Source organism: Micromonospora sp. DT229, from assembly GCF_049844505.1.
In the GTDB taxonomy this organism is placed as follows: domain Bacteria; phylum Actinomycetota; class Actinomycetes; order Mycobacteriales; family Micromonosporaceae; genus Micromonospora.
Genome location: NZ_JBNCLD010000006.1, coordinates 152,409 through 169,904, shown reverse-complemented (window position 1 = coordinate 169,904; position 17,496 = coordinate 152,409). Strand labels below are relative to the sequence as shown.

14 protein-coding genes are annotated in these 17,496 nt (G+C 72.0%); 6 read left to right on the top strand and 8 right to left on the bottom strand.

The annotated features are described in order from the left end of the window. The 5 genes from ACLQ2T_RS11905 to ACLQ2T_RS11885 all read left to right on the top strand — a co-directional run bounded on the left by ACLQ2T_RS11905 (window position 1) and on the right by ACLQ2T_RS11885 (window position 5,811). Entirely contained in the window at window positions 1-600 is a 600-nt protein-coding gene (locus tag ACLQ2T_RS11905) for a TetR/AcrR family transcriptional regulator (protein ID WP_425766275.1), read from the top strand. A gap of 159 nt (window positions 601-759) precedes the next feature. Continuing rightward, window positions 760-3,126: a DUF6077 domain-containing protein gene (locus ACLQ2T_RS11900; RefSeq protein ID WP_425766065.1), complete on the top strand. Its 2,367-nt coding sequence runs from the start codon at window positions 760-762 to the stop codon at window positions 3,124-3,126. 140 nt (window positions 3,127-3,266) lie between these two features. Continuing rightward, the gene (locus tag ACLQ2T_RS11895; protein ID WP_425766064.1) at window positions 3,267-3,578 is read left to right on the top strand and encodes a hypothetical protein; all 312 of its coding nucleotides are present in this window, start codon (window positions 3,267-3,269) and stop codon (window positions 3,576-3,578) included. Between the two features lie 102 nt (window positions 3,579-3,680). Beyond that, window positions 3,681-4,337, top strand: a complete 657-nt coding sequence (locus ACLQ2T_RS11890) for a response regulator transcription factor (protein ID WP_425766063.1) — start codon at window positions 3,681-3,683, stop codon at window positions 4,335-4,337. 10 nt (window positions 4,338-4,347) lie between these two features. Further along, a complete protein-coding gene (locus ACLQ2T_RS11885; RefSeq protein WP_425766062.1) occupies window positions 4,348-5,811 on the top strand; it encodes a sensor histidine kinase in 1,464 nt (487 codons plus the stop codon). A gap of 9 nt (window positions 5,812-5,820) precedes the next feature. Here the strand turns inward: ACLQ2T_RS11885 and ACLQ2T_RS11880 are convergent, their stop codons facing one another. The 4 genes from ACLQ2T_RS11880 to ACLQ2T_RS11865 form a co-directional block, all read right to left on the bottom strand. Beyond that, a complete protein-coding gene (locus ACLQ2T_RS11880; RefSeq protein ID WP_425766061.1) occupies window positions 5,821-6,783 on the bottom strand; it encodes a TAXI family TRAP transporter solute-binding subunit in 963 nt (320 codons plus the stop codon). Window positions 6,784-6,882: 99 nt separating this feature from the next. Next, on the bottom strand, window positions 6,883-7,557 hold the full coding sequence (locus tag ACLQ2T_RS11875) for a hypothetical protein (RefSeq protein ID WP_425766060.1): 675 nt from the start codon (window positions 7,555-7,557) through the stop codon (window positions 6,883-6,885). A gap of 99 nt (window positions 7,558-7,656) precedes the next feature. Next, on the bottom strand, window positions 7,657-8,451 hold the full coding sequence (gene yaaA, locus ACLQ2T_RS11870) for a peroxide stress protein YaaA (RefSeq protein WP_425766059.1): 795 nt from the start codon (window positions 8,449-8,451) through the stop codon (window positions 7,657-7,659). Window positions 8,452-8,517: 66 nt separating this feature from the next. Continuing rightward, on the bottom strand, window positions 8,518-10,143 hold the full coding sequence (locus tag ACLQ2T_RS11865) for an ArnT family glycosyltransferase (protein ID WP_425766058.1): 1,626 nt from the start codon (window positions 10,141-10,143) through the stop codon (window positions 8,518-8,520). 183 nt (window positions 10,144-10,326) lie between these two features. Between ACLQ2T_RS11865 and ACLQ2T_RS11860 the strand changes: the two genes are divergently transcribed. After that, window positions 10,327-11,367 (top strand): App1 family protein, encoded by a 1,041-nt coding sequence (locus ACLQ2T_RS11860; RefSeq protein ID WP_425766057.1) that lies wholly within the window; start codon window positions 10,327-10,329, stop codon window positions 11,365-11,367. Window positions 11,368-11,420: 53 nt separating this feature from the next. Here ACLQ2T_RS11860 and glgB read toward each other — a convergent pair whose 3' ends face one another. From glgB to ACLQ2T_RS11840, 4 genes are all read right to left on the bottom strand, one after another. Beyond that, window positions 11,421-13,523, bottom strand: coding sequence for a 1,4-alpha-glucan branching protein GlgB (gene glgB, locus ACLQ2T_RS11855; protein WP_425766056.1), 2,103 nt, complete (start codon window positions 13,521-13,523; stop codon window positions 11,421-11,423). Continuing rightward, window positions 13,511-15,601 (bottom strand): alpha-1,4-glucan--maltose-1-phosphate maltosyltransferase, encoded by a 2,091-nt coding sequence (locus ACLQ2T_RS11850; RefSeq protein ID WP_425766055.1) that lies wholly within the window; start codon window positions 15,599-15,601, stop codon window positions 13,511-13,513. Before ACLQ2T_RS11850 ends, glgB begins: the two co-directional genes overlap by 13 nt. A gap of 62 nt (window positions 15,602-15,663) precedes the next feature. Continuing rightward, complete coding sequence (locus ACLQ2T_RS11845) at window positions 15,664-16,509, bottom strand: SDR family oxidoreductase (RefSeq protein WP_425766054.1); 846 nt, start codon at window positions 16,507-16,509, stop codon at window positions 15,664-15,666. Window positions 16,510-16,894: 385 nt separating this feature from the next. Then, the gene (locus tag ACLQ2T_RS11840) at window positions 16,895-17,122 is read right to left on the bottom strand and encodes a winged helix-turn-helix domain-containing protein (protein ID WP_357530859.1); all 228 of its coding nucleotides are present in this window, start codon (window positions 17,120-17,122) and stop codon (window positions 16,895-16,897) included. Window positions 17,123-17,496: the final 374 nt, after the last annotated feature.

Below are 17,496 nucleotides of genomic sequence, written 5' to 3'. Positions count from 1 at the left end.
GTGCTCCGTGGGGAGATCACCACGGCCATCCGCCGGGCCCTGATGCAGGAACTCGCCGCGGTCGGCTATGGCCGGCTCTCCATCGAGGCGGTGGCCCGCCGGGCCGGAGTCAGCAAGACGGCGATCTATCGCCGGTGGAACTCCAAGCTCGATCTGGTCCTGGAGGTGGTCACCGCCGCCGCCGGTGCCCGGTTGCCCGCCCTGGACACCGGTGGTCTACGCAGCGATCTGGCTCTGCTGTTCCAGGTGGTGGCGCACGCCCTGGCCCACCCACTGGCCGCGCAGATCATCCCGGACCTGCTGGCCGAGGCCGCGCGGAACCCCACCATCGACGAGACCTTCCAGCAGATGCTGCGGTCCCGGCAGCAGGAGGTCGTCGGTGGGCTGATCACTCGTGCGGTGCACCGGGGAGAGTTGCCGGCCACGACCGACCCCGACACGGCGGTCGACCTGATCGTGGGGCCGCTGTACTGGCGGCTGGCCATCGCCCGTACCCCCTTCACCGACAGCTACCTGGAGACCCTCGTGGATTCGGTGGCGCGGGCGCTGGGTGCCGGGGACCCCCTGCCTCGCCAGCGCCCCGCACCGACCTCGGGTTGAGCCTGCCGGGTCCGGGGTAAGGCTGGTTGCGTCCACCCTCAGGGCCCGGCATGACCGGTTTTCTCCGCACCGGTACTACTCTCGGTGGGGTTCGCCCGCGCCACCGCCCGGCGAACCTCCGGCGCAGCCGCACCTGCCCGTACGACGACAAGGAACCTCGTGTCGCTGACCGCCCACACCGTCGCCGCATCCCGATCGGCAGCGGCCGACGAGTCGGCCGCACCCGCCGAGATCCGGCGCAGCCCGATCCGGGTCGTGCTGGGTGGGGTCCGGGACGGCATCGCCGCGATACCCGCACTGCTCACCGACTGCGCCGTGCTGGCGTTCGCGCTCTGGACCCTGCTCTACCACGCCGCCCTCCCGCTGGGGCTGGCTCCCTCGCTGACGCTGCGGATCTGGCTGGTCGCCGGATCGGTGCTGGCGGTGCTCGCCGTACTCCTCCGGCTGACCCTCCGGTGGCGACGCCGCCGCGCGACCCAAGGCCCGGCCGACCAGCAGGCCCCCGCCGACCCGGCGAACCCGACGGACCCGAACGACCCCGCTGACCCAAGCGACCTGGCTGACCCGACGAAACCGACGGTCTCGGCGGACTCGGCGGACCCGGACCGGGTGAGTGCGGCGCGCCCCGTGCCCGAGACCGGGTCGACCGACCAGACCGGGTCGACCGACCAGACCGGGTCGACCGACCAGACCGGGTCGACCGACCAGACCGGGTCGATCGGTGACCGGGCCAGGCCGATGAGCGTGGCCCAGCGGTGGTGGACGGCGCTGACCCTGTTGGTCGGCACCGGCGCGGCGATCACGGCCGGTCTGGCCGGTACGCCGGCCGGTGCGGGCATCTCCTGGTGGGTACCGGGCTCCGCCGGACTGGTGGCCGCGATCGGTGCGGTGCTGCTGACCTGGCGGACCTGGCGCGCCACTCCGCCCAGCCGGTCGGAGGCCCCCGCCACGACGGCCTGGCAGTCGGCGTACGCCCTGCTGATCGCCGGGGTGGCCGCGGTGGCCTCGCTCTACCTGGCCCGCAGCACCCCGGACGACATCTACTACGTGGGCCGCTCGGTGTGGGTGGCCGAACGCGACAACGTCCCCCTCAACGACTTCCTGTTCAGCGAGAACGTCCTCCCGGCGATGGCCTCCCAGCCCCCGGTCGCGAGCATCGAGGTCTTCGCCGGGGCCCTCGCCCGGTTCTTCGGCATCCCGGCCGCCTCGGCCACCTGGTACCTGCTGCTGCCCGTCCTGGCCGTGCTCGCGGTGCTGGCGCTGTGGCGGCTGGTGCAGCGGTGGGCCCCGCGCCGCCCGGTGCTCGCCTTCACCGTGGCCGTGACCTTCCTGGCCCTGGTCTGCGGCCCGGACGCGGCGCTGGGCACCTTCCACCTGCCCCGCCTCTACCAGGGCAAGGGGATGTTCGTCTCCGCGGTCGTGCCGTTGATGTGGCTGTACCTGACCCGCTGGTTCGACGACCGGTCCAAGCGTGGGCTGCTGCTCATCGTGGCGTTGTCGATCACCGCGATCGGGCTCACCACCACGGCGGCGATCATCCTGCCGATGCTGGTCGGCGGGGCGGCCCTGATGATGCTGCTGGTGGGACGCTGGAAGTCCGCGCTGGTAGCCGGGGTGGCCGCGCTGGCGTACCCGGTCGGGGCGGTGGTCGTCACCCAGCTGGTCCTCGGCACCTCGGCCAACGAGGCGGCCGCGGACGTCAACTTCTACGACGCCGCGCACACCTACCGGCGGACCTTCGAGATCGGCATCGTGGGGGTGATCGGCGGACTGGCGTTGTGGTGTGGTGCGTTGCTGGCCCGCCGCCGCACCCCGGCGCTGCTCGCGGCCGGCGGCGCCCTGACGCTGAGCGTACTGCTGGTTCCCGGGGTGTTGGAGTGGCTCAGCGCGGTCACCGGCATCTCGGTGGTGCTCTGGCGGGTCCCCTGGCTGCTGGCCGTGCCGGCGCTGATCGGGTTGCTCTGCACCGTCTGGCTGCCCACCCGGCTGCGGGTGGTGCGGGCCCTGGTCGGTGTGGTGCTGGCCGCCGCGATGATCACCTCCTTCGCCGGTTACGCCGTGCCGATGTGGGACGAGCGCAGCGGGGTGCTGGTGCACGCCGAGCCGACCTGGAAGATCCGGCCGGAGCGGCAGGCCATCGCGCAGTTGATCATCGACCTGGACCGCCCGGCGGGCCTGGTGCTCGCCCCGGCGAGCATCATGCGGACCATCCCGGTGATGTCCGCCCGGCCCCGGGTGGTGCTGCCCCGCGACTTCTTCCTGGTCGAGTACGACATCAACTCGCAGTTCTCCCAGGACCGGCTGCTGCTGACCAGGTTCGCCAACGGGGGCCCCAGGGCGGAGCGGCCGGAGCGTGACGAGGTGATCGCCGCGCTGGATCGGCTGGAGGTGGGCACGATCTGCTTCTACAGCCAGAACCGGTTCGCCCTGCGTACCGCCGAGCGGGCCGGCTACACCCTGGCCGCCGAGCGGCCCGCCGAACCGCCCGTACACCCCAATGCGGTCACCTGCATGGTCCGAGGGTGACCGGGGCGGCCGGGCCGTCGACGGCGACGGTCCGGCCGGAATTCGCGCGGCCGGGTCCGGCGGCTTGAGCGGTACCCGCCCGGTCCGCCGCCGGGGCGGGCATGCTCACAGGGCAGGGCCGTCGTACACGGGAGGTGGGCATGGACAGCTACCACGAGGACTGGACGGACAGCCAACGCGCGCTCTACGACGAGTGCTACCGCCGTGGTGCCGAGTGGGCCGAGGACCCGGCGACCCCGGCCGAGGACGTGCAGCAGGTGATCAATCTCGGTGAGGCCGACGACGACACCCTGGCCGACGCCGAGATCGACTTTCCGCCGCTGATCGACGCGGTCACCGAGGCCACCGGCGAGGTCTTCACCACCGTACCGGCCAGCCACGACGACCCCGCCTTCAAGGGTTTCGTGGACGGGGTGCGGGACGCCACCTCCGATGAGGTCTTCGGCCTCTGAACAAGGTCAAAACCTCCCCCGGGCCTGTCACCCCGGCCGGTCTTCTGCCACCATCAACCCGAACCATTTCGGCAGCGCAGCAGACCTGATGGGAGGCCGGGTGTGCGGATCCTGCTGGTCGAGGACGACCGCCGGGTGGCCGGTGCGCTGTCATTGGCGCTGAACCGGCGCGGCTACGAGGTCGAGCACGCCGCCACCGTGGCCGCCGCCCTCTGCGCCGCCCCATGCGACCTGGTGCTGCTCGACCTGACCCTGCCCGACGGGGACGGCACCGACCTGTGCCGGGAGCTGCGCCGACGCAGCAGCCAACTGGGCATCATCGCGGTGACCGCCCGGGGCGAGGAACGCGACCGGGTGCTCGGCCTGCGCATCGGTGCCGACGACTATGTGGTGAAACCCTTCTCGATGGTGGAGTTGCAGGCCCGGATCGAGGCGGTGCTGCGGCGGGCCTCGTACACCCCACCGCAGCGCACCCTGATCGAGGTCGGCACGGTCCGGGTCGACGCGGCGGCCCGTACGGTCACGGTGGCCGACCGTCCGGTGTCGCTGACCCGCAAGGAGTTCGACGTCCTGCTCTCGTTGGCCCGGCAGCCCGGGGTGGCGGTACCCCGGGACCGGATTCTGCTCGACGCCTGGGGGACCACCTTCGCCGATCGGCACACCGTCGAGGTGCATGTCGGGTCACTGCGCAACAAGCTGGGCGACCCTCGCCTGGTGGAGACCGTGCGCGGCGTCGGTTACCGGCTGCGGGCCGAGTGAGGGGCCGGGTGTGCGACGCCGCCTGGTGATCAGCTATCTGCTGCTGATGGTGCTGGTGCTGGTGGCCTTGGGTACGCCACTGGCGATGACGCTGGCCACCCGGGAGACCGACCGGATCCGGGCCGACCGGATCGCCGACGCCACCCGCTTCGCCTCGCTGGCCGGGCCGGCTCTGCGCGACGGCACGACCGGCCCGCTGGCCAGCGAACTGACCAGCTATGAGGGGCTGTACAGCATCAACGCGGCGGTGGTCGACCGGGACGGCGCGGCGGTGATCCCGTCGCCCGGTTGGCAGTGGACCCTGGGCACCCGCCAGGCGCTGGACGTCGCGTTGTCCGGACAGCAGACCAGCCGGCCCGACTCGGTCTGGCCGTGGGTCGACGGGCCGATCGTGGTGGCGGTGCCGATCAACGACGGGGGCGAGGTGCTCGGGGCGGTGATCACCGCCAGCCCGGCCGACGGGGTCCGTCGTACGGTGACGACCTGGTGGCTGTTGCTGGCCGGCACCGGGCTGATCGCCGTGCTGGCCTGCGTGCTGACCGCCTTCGGGCTGGCCGGTTGGGTGTTGCGCCCGGTCACCGAACTCGACGCGGTGACCCACGAGATCGCCGAGGGGGACCGGGGGGCCCGGGTGCAGCACCGACTCGGCCCGCCCGAACTGCGTCGCCTGGCGGCGAGCTTCAACCACATGGCCGACGTGGTCTCCGACGTGATGGACCGACAGCGGGCCTTCGTCGCCCACGCCAGCCACCAACTGCGCAACCCGTTGACCGCCTTGCGGCTGCGGGTGGAGGAACTCGGGCCCAGCCTGATCGACGACCAGGGGCGCGCCGAACATCAGCTGGCCCTGGAGGAGACCGACCGGTTGGCCCTGCTGCTGGACGGCCTGCTCACCCTGGCCCGGGCCGAGCGCCAGGAGAACCAGCGGGTGATCGTGGATGCGGTCGCGGTGGCGGAGTCCCGGGTGGCGGCGTGGGAGCCCCTGGCTCGGTACCGGTCGGTCACCCTGCGTCTGACCGCCAACTCCGACCCGGTGTACGCCCGGACCGTACCGACCGCGATCGACCAGGCGCTGGACGCCCTGATCGACAACGCGGTCAAGTTCAGCGGCGCGGGCGGCGAGGTGACCGTGACCGTCACGGTCCGCGACGGCGGCTGCGCCCTGGAGGTACGCGACACCGGCCCCGGAATGACCCGCAGTCAGCTCGGCCAGGCTACGGAACGCTTCTGGCGGGCCCCGGAGGTGCAGAACGTCGACGGAGCCGGGCTGGGGCTGACCATCGCGGCCGTGCTCGTGGACGCCTCCGACGGCCGCCTCACCATGCAGCCGAACTCGCCCCGTGGACTGGTCGCCGCCCTGTGGTTCCCCGCCCCCGACGAGCCCTCCACCCCGGCCGAGCCGTCCGCCCTCGACGAGCCGTCCGCCACCGACGGACCACCCGCCGAGCTGGAGTCGGCCGCCCGTCCCGCCTGACCGGCTCGGTCAGGGTTTGCTGTCGCGGTAGTACTCGGCGGCACCCGGATGCAGGGGCAGCGGCGGGGTGGCGATCGCGGAACGGGGGCTGATCCGTCCGGCCGCCGGATGGGCTTCGGCCAGCTCAGCGCGGCGCTCCATCAGCAGCCGGGTCACCTGGCGGACCAGGTCCTCCGGCAGGTCGGACCGGACCAGCAGGTAGTTGGGGTTGGCCACGGCGGTGACCGGGTCGATGCCGTACACCGACCGGGGAATGTCCCGGGGCACATACACCTCCCGGTTGCCCCGGCGCAACGGCACCGTCCACTCGCCGAGGTCGACGATGCGGGCGGGAGTGTTCTCGACGAGTTGGGCCACGGCCAGTACCGGCAGGCCGCCGGAGAAGAAGAAGGCCTCGATCTCACCACGGCGCAGCGCGCTGACCGAATCGTCCAGGCCGAGCTGTACCCGGTGCATCTCGGCGTCGTCCAGCCCGGCCACGGTGAGCAGCCGGTTGACCGTGATCTCCGTCCCGGAGCCGGCCGCGCCGATGGACACCCGCCGACCCACCAGGTCGGTCAGCTTTCGGATTGGGCTGTCCGCGGTGGTGACCAGGTGCAACAGGTCGTCGTAGACCCGGGCTACCGCCACCACCGGCGGATCCGGCCCCGGATAGGCCGGCAGCACGTCGGCCTGGGTGAACCCGAGCTCGACCTCGCCGGCCTTGAGCAGCCGGACGTTCTCCACCGAGGCGGCAGTGACCAACACCTCAGCCCGTACGTTCGGCAGTTCCCGGTTCAGGATGGCGGCCAGGGAGGTGCCGAAGGCGTGGTAGACGGCGGTCGGGCTGCCGGTGGCGATGCGGATGCGTACCGGCTCGTCGGGATTGTCCCGGCAGGCGCTGAGGCCGGGCAGGACCAGCAGCACGGCGACCAGGACGACCGCGCTGGCGACGGGCCGCCGGTCTCGGGCGGCATACCGGGAACGGGTCACGGGCAGCACTGTGCGCCGCCGGACCCCTGCGGCGCAACCCCAGGATGGCGGAGTTTGTCCCGACCGCGGTGCAGTTCGTCCAGACCGCCGGTGGTTCACTCAGGCGACCGGCCGGTGGGCCACCTCCTCGCCGGCATGGTGCAGGATGCGATCCCGGTCCGGGCCGTGGGCGACACTGACCAGGTAACAGCCGGTGCCCGCGCGCAGCAGCGCCGGTACGTCGAGCAGGGCGGCCCCGCGAACCAGGACGGCGGCGAGTTCCCGGTCGGTGATCCGTACGCCGAGGATGTGTCGCCGTACGTGCCGTCCACCGGCCAGCAGAGCGGCCCGCCAGGCAGCGGAGGCCAACCGGGTGCGCCACTGCCGGCGAGCCGTCGAGGCACCGGGCACCGGACCGCCGAGCAGCTCCCGTCGGCCCCGACGCCAGCCGTTCTCCATCAGTGCCGCGTACTCCAGCCGGTCTTCGTGGGACACGTGCAGCCGGTGCAGTTCGTAGCGACGGCGCAGGCCACCGACGGCCAACTCGTGCCGTACCGGGATACCGAGCCGGTCCAGCAGTTGTCGGGTGCGGCGGGCCGCCTCTTCCCGGTTGAACTCGATGGCCGTGGGCAGGCTGGGCTGTTGTCCGGCGTTACGTTGACCGGGTGTGGCCGGGGGCGGCATACAGCGCAGCAGACAGGCCGCCTCGAAGGCGTCGGCCAGGGTCGTCCAGTCCAGGGGCGGCAGGGTCGACGGGGTGCGGTGTCGGTCGAGCAGAATCGGTTCGGCAACCACCCGGAGGGCCTCCTCGTGGTGTCGGGTGTAGTTACAGTGACCCGAGACGCCGCGTGGTGGTACCGATCAGGTCGAGCCTTGAGGAAATCTTGCGGCTGTTTACAGTTCGGAAACCACGACGTCCACCTGACGTGGCCGTCCCGGTGCCGAGGGCTGCTCGCAGACGGTGTACTTCAGCTCGCGCAGCGCCCCCACCAGGGCATCGACGCTGCGCGGGCGGACCCCGTGCAGCAGCAGGTCCCGCACCAGCCGGCCCTTGGTGGCCTTGTTGAAGTGACTCACCACCGAGCGCACCGGTACGCCGTCCACCTCCCGCTCGTGCAGCACCCGTACGGTGAGGGTCCGTTCGGCCGGCGCACCCCGGGGGGTCCAGGCGGTGGCATAGGCACCCGAGCGTAGGTCGAGCACCGGCCTGGTACCCGCGGCCGAGGTCAGCGCCGGCCCCAGCGCCGGCCGCCAGAGCGCCGGCAGGGCGCCGACCCCGGGCAGTCGCGCTCCGATCGGGCAACGGTACGGCGGAATCCGATCACCGATCCGTACCGCCCCCCACAGGCCGGAGCTGATCAACACCTGCCGGGCCGCTGCCCGATGCGCCGCCGGTGGCAGGGTGGCCAGGTCCAGCGCCTCGTAGAGCACCCCGGTGTAGATCCGACCGGCCGGTGCGGTCGCCGCCCGCTCCAGACGGGCGTTGCGGCGCAGTTCACCGTGCTGGCCGGCACCGAGTCCCAGGGCGGTCAGCGCCGCCTCGGCAGGCCCGTCGCTGAGCCTCAGCAGCGCGGCCAGCACCTGCTCACGGATGGGATTCAGCTCCGGCAGCGAGAGCCGGGCCAGGTCCAGACGGCGACCGGCGCCGACCTCGGCCTTGCCCTCCGAGGGCGGCAGCAGGATGAGCATCGACAGACTCCTCGACCTCCCGGACCGGGCCATCCGCGCCGGGATCCGGCCAGCGTACGACCCTCCTCACCGCCACGGTCGCAGCGGCGTGGGCGGGTGGTAGACCCGAAAGCCGCCGACCTCGGCCAGCAGGTCGGCGTCCGCCCGGTCGCCGAGCAACTCCCGCAGTCGGCGGTCCGCCGGTCCACCGGCCTCGAACACGTATCCGGGCCGTGCCGCGCGGGCCAGCCGCCACCAGTACGCCGGGTAACGGTTCTGCCCGGGCCGCAGGTCACTGTCGAGCACCCCGCAGACCACCTGCTCCCCGGTGTTGAACACCAGCCGGTTGCAGGTCCAGTACTCGCCGTACACCTCGCGCAGCCCGGCGGCCCGGACCAGCTCCGCGAGTTGGCGGGACTGCCGTTCCTGCACCCGGCCCGGCTCCGCACCGACCGTGGCGAACAGCACCGTGACCACCAGGGCGGTGGCCGCCAAGGCGGCCAGGGCGGCGGTGGCCGCCGCGCCGACCAGCCGCCCCGCCGCGCCGACCGTGCCCCGCCAGCAGGCCACCGCCGCCACCCACAGCGGCCAGAGCACCGCCGGCAGGGACAGTTGCAGCACCGACAGGTAGCGGGCGTTGTCCAGGGGGTCGGTGGCGGCGAGGGAACTCCGCACGTACGCCAGCAGGGTCAGCGCCGCGCCGACGAGCAGGGCCAGGCGCACCACCGCGACCACCCGCTCGCCCGGTCCGGTCATCCGCCGGTACGCGAACCCGGCCAGCACCGCCGCGACTACCAGCAGCACCGGGTAGAGCAGGCCGAACCACTCCTGCCAGCGGGCGCAGCCGGTCAGCGGACACAGCCCGGTGGCCTGCGGAACCCCCTCCAGCAGCCCGCCGTCGAGCCGTTGCCCCCACGACGGGGTCGGCCCCTGGGTGCCGCTGATCCGACCCAGCACGGACAGGGAGTCCTGTCCGGGTGGGGCCACCAGGTTGTCGCGGATCATCGGGGCGATCCCCACACCGAAGCCGAGGACCAGCAGCAGACCGGCCCACCCGAACAGTTCCCGGCGTAGCACCCAGAGCAGCGCCAGCCCGGCCACCGCCAGGTACGGCGCGATCAGCCAGTCCGACCAGAGGGCCAGCCCGGCGAGCAGTCCGAAGCCGCCGACGGCCCACCAGCGGTGTCGTACCGTGCCCCGGGCCAACCCCAACACGATCAGCAGCATCGCCAGCACCGCGACCTTGACCTCCGGGCGGCCGCCGACCGTCGTCACCTGGTCGCGGATGACCCGCTCGGAGCCCAGCGCCAGCAGCCCGACGATGATGGTGGCGAACCAGGGTGAGCCGATCCTTCGGGTCAGCCGGTGGATCAGCCAGAGGAACAGGGCGTAGAGCGCGAGCACCGGCAGCCGCAGCGCCGGCCAACTCGGCCCGGTCACCGCGAGCAGGGGGGCGGCCAGGTAGGACTGCAACATGCCCATGTACCGCTGGCCGTACAGGAAGACCGGATGTTCCCGGCCCTGCGCGATGTGCAGGGCGGCCAACCCGAAGGTGGCCTCGTCGCTGTTGGCCACCGGCACGGTGTTCAGCACCAGGTACAGCCGGTAGCCGACCCCGAGTACGCCGAGGATCAGTGCGACCAGGGCCGGACGATCCAGCCGTGGCTGCCACCGGCTCCGCCGTCGCTGTGCTTCCGACCCTGGTCGTGGCACGACCTCGCCCCCGTCGCCGTTCCGACGGGAGTGTTTCACGGTAGCGGCCGACTCGGGGGTATTTGCCAGGTATCTCCTGATGTGTCGTCTGCCGTCGCGGCTTGGGGGAATGCACCCCGCAGACGATCAAGAAGCCCCGGTCTCGCGTGGCCGAGGTCGGCGGGGTGTGGCAGGGTTGCAGACGTGCCACCCACACCCGCTGGCCAGTTGGCCATACCCAGCCTGCACCGGGCCGCGCGGATCGAGGACGCCGTGCACGCACTGGTCGAACGCCGACTGCGGCGGACCGGCTGGCGGACCAACATCATCGCCTACACCGGGTACGGGGCCCCCGGCTGGGCGCGGGTGATGTGCCGGGTGCTGCTGGGACGGCCGGACACCCGCCAACGGGGGCGGCTGGAGAAGGTCCGAGGCTGGCGCAGCTTCACCACCCTGCCGGCCAAGCACGTCACGGTGACCATCGAGACCGGTGGGGTGGTGCACGAGGCACAGGCCGACCGCAGCGGCTTCATCGACACCACGGTCGAGGCGGATCTGCCTCCCGGCTGGGGCTCGGTGCGGATCAGCATGCCGGACGCCGAACCGGTCGAGGCGCCGGTGCGCATCCTGGATCCGGAGGTGCGTTTCGGCGTCCTCTCCGACATCGACGACACCGTGATGGTCACCGCACTACCCCGCCCGCTGCTCGCCGCCTGGAACACCTTCGTCCTGGACGAGCACGCCCGGGCCGCCGTGCCCGGCATGGCCGTGCTGTACGAGCGGCTGGTCACCGCCCACCCCGGAGCCCCGGTGTTCTATCTGTCCACCGGTGCCTGGAACGTCGCCCCGACCCTCACCCGCTTCCTGTCCCGGCACCTCTACCCGGCGGGGCCGCTGCTGCTCACCGACTGGGGACCCACCCAGGACCGCTGGTTCCGCAGCGGTCGGGAGCACAAGCGGGCCACCCTGGCCCGGCTGGCCAAGGAGTTCCCCGACGTACGCTGGCTGCTCGTCGGCGACGACGGTCAGCACGACCAGGAGATCTACCGGGAGTTCGCCGCCGCCCACCCGGACAACGTGGCCGGCGTGGCGATCCGCCGCCTCTCACCCGCCCAGGCGGTGCTCGCCGGTAGCCTGCCCGTTCCCCACGACCGCCCGACCGAGGGGCCGGTGGGACAGAAGTTGCTCTCCGCTCCCGACGGCGCGGGCCTGTGGACCCTGCTACGCGGCGCCGGCCTGGTCTGAGCCGGTCGGCCTTGAGTCGGTGGGCCCTGAGCCGGTCTGGTCTGCTCAGCCGTTCAGGCGGGGCGGAGCCAGAGGGCGCCCAGCGGGGGGACGCGCAGCGCCACCGAGGCGGGGAGCCCGTGCCAGGGGACAGGTTCGGCGTGCACGGTGCCGAGGTTGCCCACCCCGGAGCCGCCGTAGTGGTGGGCGTCGGTGTTGAGCACCTCGGCCCAGGCCCCGGCGGCCGGCAGGCCGATGCGGTAGTCCTCCAGGGGCAGGGCGGAGAAGTTGGCCACACAGACCAGGGTGGCGCCGTCGGGGGCGATCCGGACGAACGAGATCGTGTTGTTGGCGACGTCGTCCCCGGCCAGCCAGCGGAAACCGGCGGGGGAGGTGTCCTGCGCCCACAGGGCGGGGGTGTCCCGGTAGACCCGGTTGAGGTCGCCGACCAGGCGTTGCACCCCGGCCCGGGCCGGGTCGTGCAGCAGGTACCAGTCGAGGCCGCGTTCCTCGCTCCACTCCCGGTCGTCGGCCAGCTCGCAGCCCATGAACAGCAGTTGCTTGCCCGGGTGCGCCCACATGTAGGCGAGCAGCACGCGGACGTTGGCCAGTCGTTGCCACTGGTCGCCGGGCATCTTCGTCAGCAGGGAACCCTTGCCGTGCACCACCTCGTCGTGGCTGATCGGCAGCACGTAGTTCTCACTCCAGGCGTACGCCAGGGAGAAGGTGAGCTGATGGTGGTGATGCTGCCGGTAGACCGGGTCCTTCGAGGTGTAGAGCAGGGTGTCGTGCATCCAGCCCATGTTCCACTTGAACCCGAAACCCAGCCCGCCCTCACTGGTCGGTCGGGTCACCCCCGGCCAGGCGGTGGACTCCTCGGCGATCATCACCACCCCGGGATGGTGCTTGTAGACGGTCGCGTTGGTCTCCTGCATGAAGGCGATGGCCTCCAGGTTCTCCCGGCCGCCGTACTGGTTGGGCAGCCACTGCCCGTCGGGGCGGGAGTAGTCCAGGTAGAGCATCGAGGCGACCGCGTCCACCCGCAGCCCGTCGATGTGGAACTCCTCCAGCCAGTAGAGCGCGTTGGCGACCAGGAAGTTGCGCACCTCGCGACGGCCGAAGTCGAAGACGTACGTGCCCCAGTCCGGGTGCTCGCCCCGGCGCGGATCGGGGTGCTCGTACAGGGGGGTGCCGTCGAAGCGGGCCAGGGCCCATTCGTCCTTCGGGAAGTGGGCCGGCACCCAGTCCAGGATCACCCCGATGCCGGCGGCGTGCAGCCGGTCCACCAGGTGACGGAAGTCGTCCGGGTCACCGAAGCGGGAGGTCGGGGCGAAGTAGCCGGTCACCTGGTAGCCCCAGGAGCCGCCGAAGGGGTGCTCCATCACCGGCAGGAACTCCACATGGGTGAAGCCCAGCTCCGTCACGTACCCGGCCAACTGCTCGGCCAGTTCCCGGTAGCCGAGGCCGGGCCGCCACGAACCGAGGTGCACCTCGTACACGCTCATCGGTTCCTGGTGGGGCTGCCGGGTGGCCCGCCGCGCCAGCCAGTCCGCGTCGCCCCACTCGTACGTCGAGTGGTGCACCACCGAGGCGGTGGCCGGCGGCACCTCGGCGTACCCGGCCAGGGGGTCGGCCTTGTCCCGCCAGTGACCGTCGGCGCCGAGGACGCGGTACTTGTAGCGGGCCCCTTTCTGCACCCCGGGCACGAAGATCTCCCACACCCCGGTGGAGCCCAGTGACCGCATCGGCCATCCGTCGTCGGGCGCCCAGCCGGTGAAGTCACCGACCACCCGTACCCCCCGGGCGTTGGGTGCCCAGACCGTGAAGGCCACCCCGCCGTCGAGAACGCGGGCGCCGAGGGCCTCCCAGAGCCGCTCGTGTCGCCCTTCGCCGATCAGGTGCAGGTCCAGCTCACCCAGGGTCGGCAGGTGGCGGTACGGGTCGTCGTGCGGCTGCCCGTCCCACTCGACGCGGTAGTCGGACACCTCGCCGGGCACGGTCGCCTCGAAGACCCCGGCCTCGTGCACCCGGGTCATCGGGTACCGCTGCTCACCCACCAGCAGGCACAGTTCGGTCGCGCCCCGTCGCAGGGTGCGGATCACCGTACGCCCGTCGCCCGGGTGTGCCCCGAGCACGGCGTGCGGGTCGTGGGTCTCCCCGGAGATCAGCTGGTCCATCGGGCGTCGTCCTTCGTCGCGGAGGCGGTGCCGCCACGGGGACCGGCGGCAGTGGCGGGCACGGTGGTGGTGATCGGCGCGGAGGTGGTGGTCGCCGGAGAGGGTGCGGCTGCGGCGGGACGGCGCAGGGTGAACACATGGGCGGGTTGCAGGTACGGGTCCAGCCGGACCGCGTTGTGCTGCCCCCACTCGTAGTGGGCCCCGGTCAACTCGTCGTGCACGGTGAACCGGTCGTGCCAGTCCAGGCCCAGGGCCGGCATGTCCAGTGTGGTGTTGCCCCACTGCACCGTGTGCGAGTCGAAGGAGCAGACCACCAGCACGGTGTTGCCGGTGATCGGGTCGTGTTTGGACCAGCACAGCAACGCCGGGTTGTCGATGTCGTGGAAGACCAGGTTGCGCAGCCGGTGCAGGGCCGGGTTCTCCCGGCGGACCCGGTTCAGGGTGGCGATGAACGGCGCCAGGGACCGCCCCTGCGCCTCGGCCTGCACCCAGTCCCGGGGGCGCAGCTCGTACTTCTCGTTGTCCAGGTACTCCTCGGCGCCCGGGCGCGCGACATGCTCGAACAGCTCGAAACCGGCGTACATGCCCCAGGAGGGGGAGAGCAACGCGGCCAGCACCGCCCGGATCTTGAACATCGGAGGCCCGCCGTGCTGGAGGCTCTCGTGCAGGATGTCCGGGGTGTTCGGCCAGAAGTTCGGCCGCATGTAGTCGGCCGCCGCCACCAGCTCCGCGCAGTACTCCCGCATCTCGGCGGGCGAGGTCCGCCAGGTGAAGTACGTGTACGACTGGGTGAAGCCGACCTTGGCCAGCCCGTGCATCATCGCCGGTCGGGTGAACGCCTCGGCGAGGAAGAGCACCTCCGGGTCGACCCGCTTGACCTCCCAGATCAGCCAGTGCCAGAAGTCGACCGGCTTGGTGTGCGGGTTGTCCACCCGGAAGATCTTCACGCCCTCGCCGACCCAGTGCCGCACCACCCGCAGCACCTCGGCGCGGATGCCCTCGGGATCGTTGTCGAAGTTCAGCGGGTAGATGTCCTGGTACTTCTTCGGCGGGTTCTCCGCGTACGCGATGCTGCCGTCGGCGCGGGTGGTGAACCACTCCGGATGCTCGGTGACCCACGGGTGGTCCGGCGCGCACTGCAACGCCAGGTCCATCGCCACCTCCAAGCCGTGTTCGGCGGCGGCGGCCACGAAATCGCGGAAGTCCTGCGGGGTACCCAGATCGGGGTGGATGGCGTCGTGGCCGCCCTCGGCGGCCCCGATGGCCCACGGCGAACCCACATCCTCCGGCCCGGCGACCAGGCTGTTGTTCGGGCCCTTGCGGTTGACCCGGCCGATCGGGTGGATCGGCGGCAGGTACAGCACGTCGAAGCCCATCGCGGCCACCCCGGGCAGCCGTTCGGTCGCGGTGGTGAAGGTCCCGGAACGGGCCGGTGTCTCGGCCGTGGCCAGGATCGCCCCCTCCGAGCGGGGAAAGAACTCGTACCAGGCGGAGTACAGGGCCCGCTCCCGGTCCACCCAGATGCGGTACGCCTCGCCGGTGGTGACCAACTCCCGTACCGGGTGCGCCCAGAGCAGGTCGGCCAGCGCCAGCGCCGGGGCGCTGCGCTGCGGCAGCGGCAACGTCGAGTCACCCAGGGCGGCCACGGCCTGCTCGATCCGGGCCCGCTCGGCCGCCGGCACCAGGTCGGCGGCGGCGGTCAGCACGCGTACCCCCTCGGCCAGGTCGTTGGCCAGGTCTTCCGCGCCCTGGCCGGCGGCGACCTTCTTGGTCACCGCGTTGTGCCAGGTCAGGTACGGGTCACTGAACGCCTCCACCGTGAAGACCCATTCCCCGACGGCGTCCGGGGTGATGGTGGCGTGCCACCGGTCCCGGCCGGGCTCCCCGGGACGCATCCGGGTGAACGGCCGCGCCCGCCCGTCCGGGCCCAGCCAGACCACGTTGCAGCCGAGGGCGTCATGCCCCTCCCGGTACGCGGTCGCCGACACCGGCACGAGTTCCCCGACGACCGCGCGGGCGGGGTAACGACCACAGGCGACCACGGGGGAAACGTCTTCGATCGGGAACCGTCCGCTCACCGCCTCAACCTACTGTGCGAGATCCTTTCGCGCTCGGTTGCGGGCTGCTTCCACCACGCCGGTCAGCGCCGCGCCCGCCACGCCTTGGCGCGCCGCAGGTAGCGCAGCACCCCGACCGGGCCGGTCGAGACGGGCCAGTCGTCGGTGCGGAAGTAGGCGTCCGAGCCGCCGTCCAGGAAGATCACCGAACCGCAGAGGAAGTCGGCGGCCGGCGAGAGCATGAACGCCACCCACTCGCCGACGTCCGCCGGGTTGCCGCGCCCGCCGATCGGCACCGGCAGCCCTTCGACCGACTCCTTCTCGCCCCGGGCGATCTGCTCCTCCAGCAGCGGGGTGGCGATGATGCCGGGGGCCAGGACGTTCACCCGGATGCCGGCGCCGGCCCACTCCGGCGAGATCGCGGCGCGGCGTGCCCACCGCGTCACCGCCAGCTTCGAGCTCGCGTACGCGAACGGCGCCGAGCGCTTGCCGAAGCGCCCCACCACGCGCAGCGCCCTGCCGGCGTCGCGGTCGAGCAGGGCCCGCACGGCGCGCTCCGGCACCATCGGGGTGAGCGTGACGGAGTTCGAGCCGAACACCACGACCTTGCTGTTGCCGGCGGCGGCCAGCGTCGGTCGCCACGCCTCGAGCAGCTCCACCACGCCGAAGAAGTTGACCTGCTGCACGACCCGGTCCCGGCCGGGGATGCCGCCGAGCCCGGCGGCGCAGACCGCCCCGTCGAGCCGCCCTCCGGCGCGCTCCAGCACCTCGGTGGCCGCCGCCGCGCGCCCGGTCGGCGTGGAGAGGTCGGCGACGACCTCCACGTCCCGCAGGTCCACGCCGACGACGGTGTGCCCGTCGCGCCGCAGCCGCTCGGCGGACGCCCGGCCCATGCCCGAGGCCGCGCCGGTCACCGCGTACGTACCCATGTCGGTTCCTCTCCGCTTCGCCGACGGCCCCTTGCGTCTTGCCGGATGCTGGCACGCCGGGCGGCCCCGGGTGCGACGATCGCGACAGAAACCGTGCCTATTCCACCGTCGGGTCCTCCGGGGCCTGGTCGGCGGCGGGGAGCTTGCCCGCCGCGTGCCGTCCGACGATGTAGCCGTAGACCAGGCCCTGCCCGATGGTCGCCCCGGCACCCGGGTAGGTGCGGCCGAAGGCGTTGGCGGCGGGGCGCGAGGGAATTGCGTGCCGGCGAAGACGTAGCTGTTGCGGTACCGCTGGTCGAAGCGCTGGACGTAGTTGATCCTGACCAGCGTTTCCGGTAGCTCAGGTGCGACAACCGGTGGGTAGTTCTGCGTTTCAGTGCCTTTGTCAGGCGGGCGGCTCGTTCGCCACGAAGGAACCCTTGCCCTGGCGGGTGACGATCCAGCCGCGCTCCTCCAGGATCCGAAGAGCGTATCGGACGGGCCAGGCACTCGACTCGTACTGCTCGCGCAGCTCGGCGATGGACGGCAGCTTCTGGCCGGGCTTCAGGGTGCCCGCGCGGACTGCGGCCATGACATCAGCGATGATCTGCTCGTATAGCGGTGCTTGCGGCATGGGGCATCACCTCTCGTCAGCGCTCTGATCTTCGCACCCCGAGTGACGCGCCGTGCATTCTCTGTTGACTGTGCAGGCATAGCCTTCTAAGTTGAAGTGCCAGAGGTTCTCTCGTCAGCAACGGAGTGCCTTCACGCGGGCGGGGTGGTGTCCCGTGCTGCCCCTCCCCGCCCTGCTCCTGACCCCACCGCCATTACCCCGGATCTGGGTGCGTTTGTTGTGGCTGTGACGACAACAAACGCACCCACAGGAAGGAGGAACAGATGCGTGAGCGCCCACATGACGGGCCGCTGCCACCGGCGTACCCGGTTCCCGGCGCTCGGCCTCCGCACCCCGACGGCGACCGGGTGCTCGGGCCGGCCCGGCCTGCTCGT